Genomic DNA, 13,681 nt, shown 5'->3' with positions numbered 1-13,681 from the left:
GGCGCGCGAAGGCCCCGGAGAGACGCTCTCCGGGGCCTTCCCAAGAACTTCAACATATTGTTGAATCCGCGCCATGCAGATACGGATCTCCTGGCCCGCAGGCCACCTCACCGCGACGCTCGACGAGACCCCCACCAGCCAGGCCCTCGCCCAGGCACTGCCGCTCTCCGCCACCGCCGGCACCTGGGGCGAGGAGGTCTACTTCGACACGGGCGTCAGCGTCCCGCGCGAGGACGGCGCCCAGCAGGTCGTCGAGCCGGGCACGGTCGCCTTCTGGACCGACGGCGACGCCCTCGCCCTCCCCTACGGCCCCACGCCGATCTCGCGGGGCGACGAGTGCCGCCTCGCGAGCCCGTGCAATCTCCTGGGGCGGATCGACGGCGACCCGAGGAAGCTGGCCACGGTGCGCAGCGGCGACCCGATCCGCGTCGAGTCCGCCGACTAGCCGAGCGCCCCCGAAGGGGCGCGGGAAACTGCGCGACCAGCCACGTCCGGCCCGCAGCTACGACACCGCTCCAGAACCAGCCCCCAGCGGAGCGCTAGAGCTCCTTGCGGAACGCCTCCGCCGCCTGCAGGAAGATGTCGTTGGCCTCGGTCTCGCCGATCGTGGCCCGCATCCCCTCGCCCGCGAACGGCCGCACCACGACGCCGGCCTTCTCGCAGGCCGCAGCGAAGTCGGCCGTCCGGTCCCCGAGCCGCAGCCACACGAAGTTCGCCTGCGTCTCGGGCACCGTCCAGCCCTGACCGCGCAGCGCCTCGACCACGCGCGTGCGCTCGGCGACCAACGAGCCGACGCGGCCCATCAGTTCGTCCTCGGCACGCAGCGAGGCCACCGCCGCGTCCTGCGCGAGCTGGCTCACTCCGAAGGGCACCGCCGTCTTGCGCAGCGCGGCGGCCACCGGCTCATGGGCGACCGCGAAGCCGACGCGCAGGCCCGCCAGGCCGTACGCCTTCGAGAACGTACGCAGGACGCAGACGTTCGGTCGGTCGCGGTAGATCTCGATGCCGTCCGGGACCTCGGGGTCGCGGATGAACTCACGGTACGCCTCGTCGAGTACGACCAGGACGTCGCTCGGCACCCGGTCGAGGAAGCGTTCGAGCTCGGCCCTGCGGACCACGGTGCCCGTGGGGTTGTTGGGGTTGCAGACGAAGATGAGCCGGGTGCGCTCGGTGATGGCGGCGGCCATCGCGTCCAGGTCGTGCACCTCGCCGTCGGTCAGCGGTACCCGCACCGACGTCGCGCCGCTGACCTGCGTGATGATCGGGTACGCCTCGAAGGACCGCCAGGCGTAGATCGCCTCGTCGCCCGGGCCCGCCGTGGCCTGCAGCAGCTGCTGGGCGACGCCGACGGAGCCGGTGCCGGTGGCGATGTGCGAGACGGGCACCCCGAAGCGCTCGGCCAGCTCGGTCATCAGGGCCGTGCACGCCATGTCGGGGTAGCGGTTGAAGGACCCGGCCGCGGCGAGCGCGCTCTCCATGACGCCGGGGAGCGGCGGATAGGGGTTCTCGTTGGAGGACAGTTTGTAGGCCACAGGCCCGTCGGCCGCGGCGGGCTTGCCCGGCTTGTAGGTGGGAATACCCTCCAGCTCGGCACGCAGCCTCGGGCTCGTCTCGCTCACCGCAGTCCTCCTCGTAGCCAGTCACAGACAGGTTCGAATACTGCTTACCTTATGAGGATTCGGCGCCGCTGCGAATGGCCTCGCGGTGTCGAGTACCGCACCTCGCGGCATCGGCGTACGAAGGCGTGCGGCGAGGGGGGAGCGCCGCGTGCTCCCCCATGCGCCGGTGGCTCGCTCCGTGGCGCGCGTCCCTCGTGAAGGTGAGTTGAGACCTCTTCGAGACCTCGCGCATTTGGCAGGCCCGCGCACGACGATCAGGGTCAGCTACCTGTTGATCAGCTGAACTCCCTTGAATTCCATGGTCATTGACGCTCCACCACCATGCAGAAACGTGCCTGTCAACGCGTGAATATGCGCCCCTGCTACCCACCCCCATGAGCCCTACTATCGGCTCGCCATGACAGCAGCAGGGAAGCACCAGGTGAGCCGAGCGGAGACCGCGCGCCGGGGCAACCGGCAGAGCCGAGCGGGCATCAGAGACGTCGCCGCCGCAGCCGGTGTCTCCATCACGACTGTCTCCGACGCCCTCAACGGCAAGGGTCGGCTGCCCGACGCCACCCGACGCCACGTCCGCGAGGTCGCAGAGCGGCTGGGCTATCGCCCGTCCGCAGCGGCCCGCACCCTCCGTACCGGCAAGTCCGGCCTCATCGGCCTGACCGTGACGACGTACGGGGATGAACCTTTCACCTTCACCGAGTTCGCCTATTTCGCGGAGATGGCCAGAGCCGCCACATCGGCCGCCCTCGCCCGGGGCTACGCCCTGGTCATCCTGCCCGCCACCTCACGCCGCAGCCCGGTCGACGTGTGGTCGAACGTCGCCCTCGACGGCACCGTCGTCGTCGACCCCTCCGACCACGACCCGGTCGTCAGCGAGCTGGTCAGACAGGGCCTGCCGGTGGTCTCGGACGGCCGCCCGGCGGGCTCGCTCCCGGTCACGGCCTGGGTCGACAACGACCACGAGGCCGCCGTCCTGGAGATCCTCGACCACCTCGCCGCCGCCGGCGCACGCCGCATCGGCCTGCTCACCGGCACCACCACGGACACGTACACCCACCTGTCCACCACCGCCTATCTGCGCTGGTGCGAGCGGGTGGGCCAGGATCCCGTCTACGAGTCCTACCCCGCCCACGACCCTTGTGCGGGCGCCGTCGCCGCCGACCGGCTGCTCGCCCGTCCCGACCGGCCCGACGCCGTGTACGGCCTCTTCGACCCCAACGGCACCGACCTGCTCGCCGCCGCCCGGCGGTACGGCCTGCGCGTCCCCGACGACCTGCTGCTCGTCTGCTGCAGCGAGTCCACGGTGTACGCCACCACCGAACCGCCCATCACCACGCTCTCCCTCAAACCGCGCCGCATCGGCACCGCCGTCGTACAGCTCCTGATCGATGCCATCGAGGGCCTCGACGCGGGCCGTCCCATCGAGCAGGTGATACCGACCGAACTGATCGTGCGCACCTCGTCCGAGCGACGACCGCCGCGCACGACGGTCAGCCCGCCCCGCTCGCCCGGCCACGGCTGACCGCTCCCGCCCCGAGCCGCCGGCACCGGGCAGAGGCCGACCAACAGCCCGCCACCTGCGGGGAAACCTCTGCCCAATTCGGGAGAAAACCGCGGTGAACCCGGGTCCGGCACCGATTCACCACCCCTGGTGCACCACACAGCGGGAGCCGCATTCCTATGATGGGCGGACGACACCGCGGGCCGCTGCGACCAGGCAGTCCGATCTCGGTGCAGATGCGGCGCAATGGTGGTGGAGGGGTCGATGACTCAGGGGGCCGGTCAGGGACCCGATGTGCGGACGGCGACGCTGCGCGACTTCCGCGTACCGGCGTACGTCCATGAGACGACCGGTCCCGCCGCGGCGAGCCCCGGGGCGCCCGGTGAGCTGCCGGACGACGGCTACACCCCCACCCAGCGCGACCTGCCCGTCATCAACCGCGGCGACACCGTGCAGGTGCAGGTCATGCCGGAGCCCCCGCAGCCGCGGCCGAGCGACGAGCACGGCCCGCTGTACGTCGTCGGCGACGTCCACGGCTATCTGGACGAGCTCGTCGCGGCCCTCCAGGAGCAGGGCCTCATCGACGCCGACGGCAGCTGGTCCGCGGGCAACGCGCGCCTGTGGTTCCTCGGCGACTTCACGGACCGCGGGCCCGACGGCATCGGCGTCATCGACCTCGTGATGCGGCTCTCCGCGGAGGCCGCGGCCGCCGGCGGCTACTGCAAGGCCCTCATGGGCAACCACGAGCTGCTCCTGCTCGGCGCCAAGCGCTTCGGCGACACCCCCGTCAACTCCGGCGCGGGCACCGCCACCTTCCAGGCCGCCTGGCTCCTGAACGGCGGCCAGAAGACCGACATGGAGCGCCTGGAGGACCACCACCTCCAGTGGATGGCCCGCCTGGACGCGATGGAGGAGGCCGACGGCCATCTCCTCGTGCACTCCGACACGACCGCCTATCTGGATTACGGTGACTCGATCGAGGCGGTGAACGACACCATCCGGGAGACCCTCACGCGCAACGACGCCGACGAGTGCTGGGACCTCTTCCGCAAGTTCACCAAGCGTTTCGCCTTCCGCGACGAGTCGGGCCCCTCGGCCGTGCGCGAACTCCTCGACATGTACGGCGGCACGCGCATCGTCCATGGCCACAGCCCCATCCCGTACCTCCTGGGTGACGTCGGCTCCGAGGACGAGTCGGACGGCGGCGGCCCGGTCATCGAGGGCCCGCACGTCTACGCCGACGGTCTGGCCATCGCCATGGACGGCGGAGTGACCATGGCCGGAAAGCTACTGGTCCAGCAACTCCCCCTGGGTATCTGAGCGTTCACTGGGCAGGCGGTCCATTACAGGATCACGCTGGCCAGGGGGGCAATTTCTGGAAACCCCCTGTCACCGCGTGCCGTCACGGCTCTACCATCGGCTTATCCGTAGCAGGCTCCCCTCCGTTTCTGCCCGACGGCTCGTAGCCATGCGAGCCTTAGCCCTACGGAGCATCGGGGGATGCACATGAACAGCGCTCCACACCTGCTCAATGAGGACCGCCCCGAATACGAGCGGATCCTCGACGAGGCGCTGCGCACCGCACCTGACCGTCCCGAACTCGCCGCAGTGGGCCAGCGGCTCAACACCGAACAACTGCGCACCATGGCCCTGAACGCGACAGCACTGATCACGGCCGCTGCCTCGGCCGAATACGCGCACTACGTGAAGGTTCGCGAGGAGTTGCGCGAACCTCGACCGACGTCCACATCGATCCGCGAAGGGAGCGGACAGAGCGCCGCGGAGTCGGGCTCCGGCGGCGTCAGCCTCGCCACCACGATGGGCGAGGTCGCCGAACCGGCGGCAGCGGGAGCCGGGGCGATCGCCGTCGTCGCGGTCCTCGCACCCGTCCTCGCGGGGACGGCAGCCGCGATCTTCCTGCTCGTCGGCTACATCCTGAAGATGCTCAACCCCGAGCCCGCCTTCGCGGACACCCTGCTCACCGCCGGATGGCTGTTCGGCGCGCTCACCGCCGGGGGCATCCTGGTCGCCGCGGTCGGGCTCCTCCTGACCGCCCTGCGCAACGGCGCCACCTCGCTCCAGGCAGGACTGCACGGCGAGCGGCATGAGGAGGTGTCCCGCGCCAGGGAAGCCTGGGGCCGGGCACTCCTTGAGCGGGGCGTCGTGCCGTTCCTGCGGGAGGCCCTGACGGAACCGGGCGGGGCTCCCGCCGCCCGTACGCCGTCATCGGGCCCCGGGGGACATGCCGGCAACGGCCGCATGCCCCAACTCGGCTATCACAGGCCGGGGTTCAGCAGCCCGGACGGCGGACCGACGGCGGGTCCGCGGCCGAGCTTCTCCAGCCCGGACTTCTCCAGCCCGGACTTCGGCGGGCCCGACCACAAGCCGGAGTAACGCCCCGCAACCGGGGCCCGGACGACGAGGTTCGACTTCGCCTCGACGCGCCGCTGTCGACGAGCGGCGGCGCGCATGGGAGGCGTAGGGCCAGGTGGGCAAAGTGTCATGCCCGCATGGCCCCTCGCGCGGTTACGGGAGCAGGGCAGTGACCGGTCGGGAACCGGTGCACGGCCTTGCCCCCGCGCGGCGGCGATCGCGGCCCTTGCTCAGGCGAACCCTGGCCCAGGTGAGCCCCGGCTCAGGCGAGCCCCGGCTCAGTCGGCGATCGGCAGATAGACCCGGTTGCCCGCCGCGGCGAACTCCTTGGACTTCTGCTCCATCCCCGCCTCGATGTCGTCGGCGGCCAGATCCCCGCCGTGCTCACGGCGGATGTCCTGGGAGATCTTCATCGAGCAGAACTTCGGCCCGCACATCGAGCAGAAGTGCGCCGTCTTCGCGGGCTCGGCCGGCAGCGTCTCGTCGTGGAACTCCCGTGCCGTGACCGGGTCGAGGGCCAGATTGAACTGGTCCTCCCAGCGGAACTCGAAGCGCGCGTCCGAGAGGGCGTCGTCCCAGTCCTGCGCACCGGGGTGCCCCTTGGCGAGGTCCGCGGCGTGCGCCGCGATCTTGTACGTGATCACGCCCGTCTTGACGTCATCCCTGTTCGGCAGGCCCAGGTGCTCCTTGGGCGTGACGTAGCAGAGCATCGCCGTGCCCCACCAGCCGATCATCGCGGCGCCGATGCCGGAGGTGATGTGGTCGTAGGCCGGCGCGATGTCCGTGGTCAGCGGGCCGAGCGTGTAGAACGGCGCCTCCTCGCAGATCTCCTGCTGGAGGTCGATGTTCTCCTTGATCTTGTGCATCGGGACATGGCCCGGGCCCTCGATCATGGTCTGTACGTTGTGCCGCTTGGCGATGGTGTTGAGCTCGCCGAGGGTCCTGAGCTCCGCGAACTGCGCCTCGTCGTTGGCGTCCGCGATCGACCCGGGCCGCAGGCCGTCGCCGAGCGAGTACGTCACGTCGTACGCCGCGAGGATCTCGCAGAGCTCCTCGAAGTGCTCGTACAGGAAGCTCTCCTTGTGGTGCGCGAGGCACCAGGCGGCCATGATCGAACCGCCGCGCGAGACGATGCCGGTCTTGCGGCGCGCGGTGAGCGGGACGTACGGAAGGCGCACGCCCGCGTGCACCGTCATGTAGTCCACGCCCTGCTCGGCCTGCTCGATGACCGTGTCCTTGTAGATCTCCCAGGTGAGCTCCTCGGCCTTGCCGTCGACCTTCTCCAGGGCCTGGTAGAGCGGCACGGTGCCGATCGGCACGGGGGAGTTGCGCAGGACCCACTCGCGGGTGGTGTGGATGTTGCGGCCGGTGGAGAGGTCCATGACCGTGTCGGCGCCCCACTTGGTCGCCCAGGTCATCTTGTCCACCTCCTCCTCGATGGAGGAGGTGACCGCGGAGTTGCCGATGTTGGCGTTCACCTTCACCAGGAACTTCTTGCCGATGATCATCGGCTCGATCTCCGGGTGGTTGACGTTGGCCGGGATGACCGCGCGGCCCGCGGCGACCTCGGCGCGCACGATCTCGGGGTCGATGTTCTCCCGGATCCCGATGAACTCCATCTCGGGCGTGATCTCGCCGCGACGGGCGTACGCGAGCTGCGTCACCGCCTGGCCCGCGCGGGCGCGGCGCGGCTGGCGCGGGCGGCCGGGGAAGACCGCGTCGAGGTTCTTGAGCCCGCCGCGCGGCGAGGTGTGCTTGATGCCGTCGTCCTCGGGGCGGGGCGGGCGGCCCACGTACTCCTCGGTGTCACCGCGGGCGATGATCCAGTTCTCCCGCAGCGGCGGCAGGCCGCGGCGGACGTCGGTCTCGGCCGACGGGTCCGTGTAGGGACCCGAAGTGTCGTACAGCGTGACGGACTTGCCGTTGGTGAGGTGCACCTGGCGGACCGGCACGCGCAGGTCGGGGCGCGAACCCTCGACGTACGCCTTGTGCCAGCCGATGGACTTCCCGGCCTCCGCGCCCTCGGGCGTGCTTGAGGCAGGCGTGCGTGCGTCCGATGTGGTCATGAGACCTACTCCCTACGCCGGCATTACCCGGTAACAGGTTCGGCGGTCGACGCAGCGAATTCCGTGCGGCTGGCACGACTCATGTCGGTTCGTGCCGTTCGTACGGGGGTCAGCGCCCTCTCAGCCCGGTGCTCCGAGCTCCCGCGATTGCAAAGGTGGCTCCACGCTAGCGTCATGTCGGGCGCGCTGAACAGAGGGCCCCCTCCGTTCTTGCGATGATCGGGCAGTGACCACCACAGAGCCGCCGCCCCCGCCGCCCTCGCAACCGCCGCTTCCCGGCCCCCATGGACACGGGAGCGGAGGCCACGGGCACTCGCACAGCCACGGTCCCGCGGCGCCCGTCTCCAAACATCTGCGCAAGGTCATCGCCGCGGTGCTGATTCCTTTCGCCACCGCGGTGGTCGTGGGGCTCATGGTCTTCTGGCCCGGCGGCACGCCCTCGCACGAGCGGACCGGCGTCGGCTTCGACCGGCAGATGCAGTCGGCGAAGGTCACGAAGGTGCAGGAGCTGCCCTGCAAGGACCTCAACGCCTCGCAGACCCCGCCGAACGGCGACACCTCCACCGCCGAGGGCCAGTCCGCGCAGTCCCACGCCGAGGGCACCTGCAAGAAGGCGACGATCGAGGTGACCAGCGGCAAGGACAAGGGCCGTACCTTCACCGAGGTCATCCAGCCGGACTCGCCCCGGCAGCTCCACGAGGGCCAGCAGGTGGTGGTCGCCTACGAGCCCAAGGCACCGGAGTCGCTGCAGTACTCGGTCACCGACGTGAACCGCAAGGTCCCGATGGCTCTGCTCGCCGGCATCTTCGCGCTCGCCGTCGTCGTGGTGGGGCGGCTGCGCGGGGTGATGGCGCTGGTCGCGCTCGCCATCAGCTTCATGGTGCTGACGTTCTTCATCCTGCCGGCGATCCTGCAGGGCTCGAACCCGCTGGTCGTGGCGGTGATCGGGGCGAGCGCCATCATGCTGATCGCGCTCTATCTCTGTCATGGCCTCACCGCCCGCACCTCGGTCGCGGTGCTCGGCACACTGATCTCGCTGCTCCTCATCGGCCTGCTCGGTTCGCTCTTCATCGGCTGGGCGGCGCTGACCGGCAACACGGACGACAACACCGGCCTCATCCATGGCCTGTATCCGTCCATCGACATGAGCGGCCTGCTGCTCGCGGGCGTCATCATCGGCTCGCTCGGCGTCCTCGACGACGTGACGGTCACGCAGACCTCCGCGGTCTGGGAGCTCCACCAGGCCAACCCGACGATGGGCTGGCGCGGCCTGTACCGCGCCGGCATCCGCATCGGCCGCGACCACATCGCCTCGGTCGTCAACACCCTCGTCCTCGCCTACGCGGGCGCCGCGCTGCCCCTGCTGCTGCTCTTCTCGATCGCGCAGTCCAGCGTGGGCACCGTGGCCAACAGCGAGTTGGTCGCCGAGGAGATCGTGCGCACCCTGGTCGGCTCGATCGGCCTGGTCGCCTCGGTACCGGTGACGACCGCGCTGGCCGCCCTGGTGGTCTCCGCCGACCGCTCGTCGGGGCCGCCCGGCGCCCCGGCGGCCCGCCCGTCACGCGGAGGAAGGGGCCGCCGCCGCAAGGCCTGACGCCGGGCAGGTGCGGTGTCGCTTCCGACCTGCCGCGAAATGCACCAATCTGCCATCCCCCTCGGCCGGTCGGCCCCAGGGATCAGCCCGCGTTCTGCTCCTCCACGAGGATTCGGTGGAGCGCCTCGTCGAGATGCGTGTCGAAGTCGGCGAGCGCCCGCTCCTGCCCGAGCGGCACCAGCTTGTCCGTGCGGTCGAGGAAGGCGAGCAACGGAGGAATGCCCACCCGGAACAGCGCCTGGTCCGCGCCGACCTGAAGCCTGATCAGGGCCTCGTCGAGCAGGTCGGGATCGGTGGGCTCGATGCGCACGTCCCCGTCCCCGCACGGCCTGCCGACCCCGTCGATCAGCAACTCCCGCCCGAAGGCCCACGTCACGGGAGCATCGCCGGGCAGATGGAACGTCAGCCGCACGGCATAGGGATCGTCGATCTCGTAGCGCAACTCCACCGGGATACGAAACGACAGCTCCTCGGAAACAAGGAAGCTCATCATGACCTCTGCCTGAACCGACTCGCCCATCGCGCCCTACCCCGTCACTTAGCCCTCACTTGGCCAGGAACCAACTCCCTGACACTCCTGGCATCTTGCTTAACGTACACACCAGATCACAAGGAGTGAGTTTTCAGATGCTGATAGAGAAGGCGAGTGTCCCCAGTAGCTTTCCGATCTCGCGCTGCAGCCGCTCGGCCGCGGGCAGCAGCCGATCGGCCTGATAGGCGGGAACGGAAATGGCCATGGTCGCCGCGGTGTCCCCGGCCGTGATCGGAATCGCCGCGCAGACCGTCCCGAGGGCGTACTCCTGGCGCTCCACGACGGGCCGCATCCGCTCCCTCGCGTCCAGCCGCCGCATGAACGTCCGGTCGTCCCGCACCGAGTAGCGAGTGATCGACTGCACCGGATAGCGGTCGAGGTGGTCCTGGCGCGCCTCGCCGTCGAGCTGGCCGAGCAGGCACTGGCCGATCGCGTGGGCATGCCCCGTCTCGCGGAAGTCCGCCCACTCCTCGACCGCGGGATTGCTCGGGGTGTCGGAGACGGCGACGACCTCGATCTCGCCCTCGCGGTAGACCGCGAAGTACACGGGGACGCCGATGGTGTCGCGCCAGTGGGCCAGCGATTCATCGATCATGCCGCGACGATTCTGCTGAGCCCCGCTGCTGCTGAGCCGCTCGGCCGCCTCGCCGAGCACGAACACGCCCTTCTCGCGGCGCAGATAGCCCTCGTGGGTCAGGGTGCGCAGCAGGTGGTACGCGGTGGGGAGCGCGAGCCCCGCCTCTCTGGCCAGCTGTTTGGCGGGCGCCCCGTCCTGGTGCGAGGCGGCGGCTTCCAGCAGCCGCATCGCCCGCTGCACGGAGCCGATGAGGGTCGGCGCGACGCCTGCGGAGACCGCGTCGGCTTCTACTGGTGAAGTGGTGGTGTCGACCGCGGCCAAGGTTCGCTCCCGAAGCACGTGGGGGGTCTCCGCCCCTGCCCGGATACACACGGGAAGAGGGCAGTGCACCCGTCCGCGGGGATCGCCCCCGCGTCGGTTTTCGGACTCTAACCCTTGGCCACCGCTCTACGGCGCCCTGCCGGGAAACTTCCCCCGGCCGAGGGAACCGTTGCGAAAACTCACCAGTCAGTGGTCATCGGCCGGCGGTCACCAGTCGGTGCGCGACGAGGACGAACCGGATATGAACTTCCGTACGACGTAGATGAGTCCACCGACGAGGGCGACGAAAATCAGCGCCTTGAAGAGCAGGCCGACCACGAATCCGACAACGGTCGCTATCACGCTGCCGAACACGACGAGTGCGATGACCGGCACGGCCACCCACTTCACCCACCACGGCATTCCCGCAAAGATCTCCTTCGCCGCCATCGTCCTTACCTCTCTCTGCAAGTTCCTTGCTTCCTGCATTCGATGCTAGGGCCGCAAAGAGCCGTGCGGGCGCCCCGGATCCCCCGAACTCCCCTGATCCAACCCTTAGGGAACCCCGAGGTCGGAGCCCTGAATCAGTCAGCCTCCGGGAGGGGACGGAAGGCGTCAGGCCTCGGGCGGCGAGAAGACGACGAGCACCCGCAGGTCCTCGCTGATGTGGTGGAACTTGTGGGCGACTCCGGCCGGCACATAGACGACGCTGCCGCGCGCCACCTGCGTGGTCTCCATGCCGACCGTGATCGAGGCACGGCCGCTGACGACCATGTACACCTCGTCCTGCCCGTGCGGCTGCTGCGGGTCGGTCTCGCCCGCGTTGAGCGCGTACAGCCCGACCGACATGTTCCGCTCACGCAGAAACTGCAGATACGCGCCGTCGTTCGCGGCGCGCTCCGCCTCCAGCTCGTCCAGTCGGAATGCCTTCATCGCCTTCGTACGCCCCTTGCTGGTCCTCGGCCCCTCGTGAACCGCTCGTCACCGGCCCACGTCTGCCACGATCAGACACATGAAGAATTTCGTAGTCAAGACGATCGCCAACGCCGCGGCCCTGGCCGTCGCCGTGTGGCTGCTCGACAAGATCACCCTGACCGGCGACAGCACGGGCAAGAAGGTGGGCACGCTCATCATCGTGGCCCTGCTCTTCGGCCTGGTGAACTTCCTGGTCAAGCCGGTGGTGAAGGTCCTCACCTTCCCGCTGTTCATCCTGACCCTGGGCCTGATCACATTCGTGGTCAACGCCCTCATGCTGCTGCTCACCTCGTGGCTCGCCGACAAGCTCGACGTCAGCTTCCACGTCGAGGGCTTCTGGACCGCCGTCGTAGGCGGCCTGATCATCTCGATCGTCTCCTGGGCCATGAACGTCGTGCTCCCCGACGACAAGGACTGAACCCGCTCCATGCCCTTCTCCGTCTGCTTCGTCTGCACCGGCAACATCTGCCGCTCCCCGATGGCCGAATCGGTCTTCCGCTCCCTGGTCGACGAGGCCGGTCTCGGCGACCGGGTCGTGGTCGACAGCGCGGGCACCGACGGCTGGCACGAAGGGGACGGCGCCGATCCGCGCACCGTCTCCGTCCTGCGGGCCGCGGGACATCCGAGCGACCACATGGCCCGCCGCTTCCAGGCCGACTGGTTCGCGAAGCTCGACCTCGTCATCGCCCTGGACTCCGGCCATCTGCGCACGCTGCGCCGCCTGGCACCGACCCCGGCCGACGCGGACAAGGTGCGGCTGCTGCGCTCGTACGACCCCGAGGCCGCGGAGCCGGACGTTCCGGACCCCTATTACGGGGACTTCGAGGGGTTCGAGGAGTGTCTGAGAATGGTGGAGGCGGCGAGCGAAGGCCTGCTCGACGCGGTACGCGAAGCAGTGGAGAGGCAGGCGGCATGACGACGGAATCGGGGTCCATAGGCGACGGCACGCGCGCGGTGCGGGCCGGGCTGCCCGAGCCGGTGAAGCACGAACCGACGCTTCCAGGACCGGTGTTCGCGGCCCACTTCCACCTGCCGGGCGACCCCACGGGCGGCTACGCCTACGGCCGCGACGAGAACCCCACCTGGACGCACCTGGAGCGCGCCATCAGCGAGCTCGAAGCGCCTGGGGACCCTGAGGACCCGGATTCGGGAAAGGCCGTCGAGACGCTGGTCTTCGCCTCCGGCATGGCCGCGATCTCGGCGGTGCTGTTCTCGCAGCTGCGCGCCGGTGACGCGGTGGTCCTGCCGGACGACGGCTATCAGGTGCTCCCGCTGGTCCGCGAACAGCTCACGGCGTACGGCATCGAGGTGCGCACCGCCCCGACCGGGGGCGACGCCCAGCTCGACGTCCTGGACGGTGCCAAGCTGCTGTGGATCGAGACGCCGTCCAACCCCGGCCTCGACGTGGGCGACGTGCGCCGGCTCGCACAGGCGGCACACGCGCGTGGTGCCCTGGTGGCCGTCGACAACACCCTGGCCACGCCGCTCGGCCAGCGCCCCCTCGACCTCGGCGCCGACTTCTCGGTGGCCAGCGGCACCAAGATGCTCACCGGCCACGGCGACATCCTGCTGGGGTACGTCGCCTGCCGCGACGCCGAGCTGACCGCCTCCGTACGGCGCTGGCGCAAGATCGTCGGAGCCATCCCCGGGCCGATGGAGGCCTGGCTCGCGCACCGCTCGCTCGCCACGCTCCAGCTGCGTGCCGAGCGGCAGAACGCGAACGCCCTGGCCCTCGCGGAGGCGCTGCGCGACCGCGCGGAAGTGTCCGGGCTGCGCTATCCCGGGCTGCCGGACGACCCCTCGCACAAGATCGCCTCGCAGCAGATGCGGCGCTTCGGGTGCGTGGTCTCCTTCACGCTGCCCACGCGCGCGCGTGCCGAGCGTTTCCTCGAAGCACTGCGTCTCGTGGACGACGCGACGAGCTTCGGCGGTGTGCGGTCCACGGCCGAGCGCCGCCGCCGTTGGGGAGGCGACGCCGTCCCTGAGGGTTTCATCCGCTTCTCCGCAGGCGCCGAGGACCAGGACGACCTGGTGGCGGACGTCCTGCGTGCGCTGGACGAATCGGCCGACTGACCCCTTCCGACGCCCCCGTCCCACCCCGTCTACGCACAACGAACGGTCCGAGCCTCCCCCCTCGTGGCTCGGAC

14 protein-coding genes are annotated in these 13,681 nt (G+C 69.8%); 8 read left to right on the top strand and 6 right to left on the bottom strand.

Annotated elements, in window-relative coordinates; translation table 11 throughout:
• Positions 1–73: 73 nt before the first annotated feature.
• On the top strand, positions 74–445 hold the full coding sequence (locus ACZ4D5_RS11505) for a cyclophilin-like fold protein (RefSeq protein WP_467772116.1): 372 nt from the start codon (positions 74–76) through the stop codon (positions 443–445).
• A 94-nt stretch (positions 446–539) separates the two neighbouring features.
• On the opposite strand, the gene hisC is transcribed toward ACZ4D5_RS11505, so the two are convergent.
• On the bottom strand, positions 540–1,619 hold the full coding sequence (hisC, locus tag ACZ4D5_RS11500; protein ID WP_467772115.1) for a histidinol-phosphate transaminase: 1,080 nt from the start codon (positions 1,617–1,619) through the stop codon (positions 540–542).
• A 397-nt stretch (positions 1,620–2,016) separates the two neighbouring features.
• On the opposite strand from hisC, the gene ACZ4D5_RS11495 reads away from it, so the two are divergent.
• From ACZ4D5_RS11495 to ACZ4D5_RS11485, 3 genes are all read left to right on the top strand, one after another.
• Positions 2,017–3,138: a LacI family DNA-binding transcriptional regulator gene (locus ACZ4D5_RS11495; RefSeq protein ID WP_362338726.1), complete on the top strand. Its 1,122-nt coding sequence runs from the start codon at positions 2,017–2,019 to the stop codon at positions 3,136–3,138.
• 243 nt (positions 3,139–3,381) lie between these two features.
• Positions 3,382–4,437, top strand: coding sequence for a metallophosphoesterase (locus ACZ4D5_RS11490; RefSeq protein WP_362338723.1), 1,056 nt, complete (start codon positions 3,382–3,384; stop codon positions 4,435–4,437).
• Between the two features lie 180 nt (positions 4,438–4,617).
• Positions 4,618–5,511 (top strand): hypothetical protein, encoded by an 894-nt coding sequence (locus ACZ4D5_RS11485; protein WP_467772114.1) that lies wholly within the window; start codon positions 4,618–4,620, stop codon positions 5,509–5,511.
• 257 nt (positions 5,512–5,768) lie between these two features.
• On the opposite strand, the gene thiC is transcribed toward ACZ4D5_RS11485, so the two are convergent.
• Entirely contained in the window at positions 5,769–7,556 is a 1,788-nt protein-coding gene (thiC, locus tag ACZ4D5_RS11480; protein ID WP_362338717.1) for a phosphomethylpyrimidine synthase ThiC, read from the bottom strand.
• A 226-nt stretch (positions 7,557–7,782) separates the two neighbouring features.
• Between thiC and ACZ4D5_RS11475 the strand changes: the two genes are divergently transcribed.
• Complete coding sequence (locus tag ACZ4D5_RS11475; RefSeq protein WP_467772113.1) at positions 7,783–9,150, top strand: YibE/F family protein; 1,368 nt, start codon at positions 7,783–7,785, stop codon at positions 9,148–9,150.
• A gap of 82 nt (positions 9,151–9,232) precedes the next feature.
• Here ACZ4D5_RS11475 and ACZ4D5_RS11470 read toward each other — a convergent pair whose 3' ends face one another.
• From ACZ4D5_RS11470 to ACZ4D5_RS11455, 4 genes are all read right to left on the bottom strand, one after another.
• Entirely contained in the window at positions 9,233–9,670 is a 438-nt protein-coding gene (locus ACZ4D5_RS11470; RefSeq protein WP_467772112.1) for an SsgA family sporulation/cell division regulator, read from the bottom strand.
• A gap of 103 nt (positions 9,671–9,773) precedes the next feature.
• Positions 9,774–10,499: an IclR family transcriptional regulator gene (locus ACZ4D5_RS11465; protein WP_467772271.1), complete on the bottom strand. Its 726-nt coding sequence runs from the start codon at positions 10,497–10,499 to the stop codon at positions 9,774–9,776.
• 288 nt (positions 10,500–10,787) lie between these two features.
• Complete coding sequence (locus ACZ4D5_RS11460) at positions 10,788–11,009, bottom strand: DUF5326 family protein (RefSeq protein WP_467772270.1); 222 nt, start codon at positions 11,007–11,009, stop codon at positions 10,788–10,790.
• 165 nt (positions 11,010–11,174) lie between these two features.
• Positions 11,175–11,492, bottom strand: a complete 318-nt coding sequence (locus ACZ4D5_RS11455) for a cupin domain-containing protein (protein ID WP_467772111.1) — start codon at positions 11,490–11,492, stop codon at positions 11,175–11,177.
• 79 nt (positions 11,493–11,571) lie between these two features.
• Here ACZ4D5_RS11455 and ACZ4D5_RS11450 point away from each other — a divergent pair, with 79 nt between their 5' ends.
• From ACZ4D5_RS11450 to ACZ4D5_RS11440, 3 genes are read left to right on the top strand one after another with little or no spacing between them, the layout of a single operon-like run.
• Entirely contained in the window at positions 11,572–11,952 is a 381-nt protein-coding gene (locus tag ACZ4D5_RS11450; RefSeq protein ID WP_467772110.1) for a phage holin family protein, read from the top strand.
• 9 nt (positions 11,953–11,961) lie between these two features.
• A complete protein-coding gene (locus ACZ4D5_RS11445) occupies positions 11,962–12,450 on the top strand; it encodes a low molecular weight protein-tyrosine-phosphatase (protein WP_467772109.1) in 489 nt (162 codons plus the stop codon).
• Positions 12,447–13,607 carry a cystathionine gamma-lyase gene (locus tag ACZ4D5_RS11440; protein ID WP_467772108.1) on the top strand — a complete coding sequence of 387 codons (1,161 nt, stop codon included), beginning with the start codon at positions 12,447–12,449 and terminating at the stop codon, positions 13,605–13,607. Before ACZ4D5_RS11445 ends, ACZ4D5_RS11440 begins: the two co-directional genes overlap by 4 nt.
• Positions 13,608–13,681: the final 74 nt, after the last annotated feature.

Source organism: Streptomyces sp. NPDC025651 (genome assembly GCF_055558735.1).
This window is presented reverse-complemented; position numbering and strand designations above follow the sequence as displayed.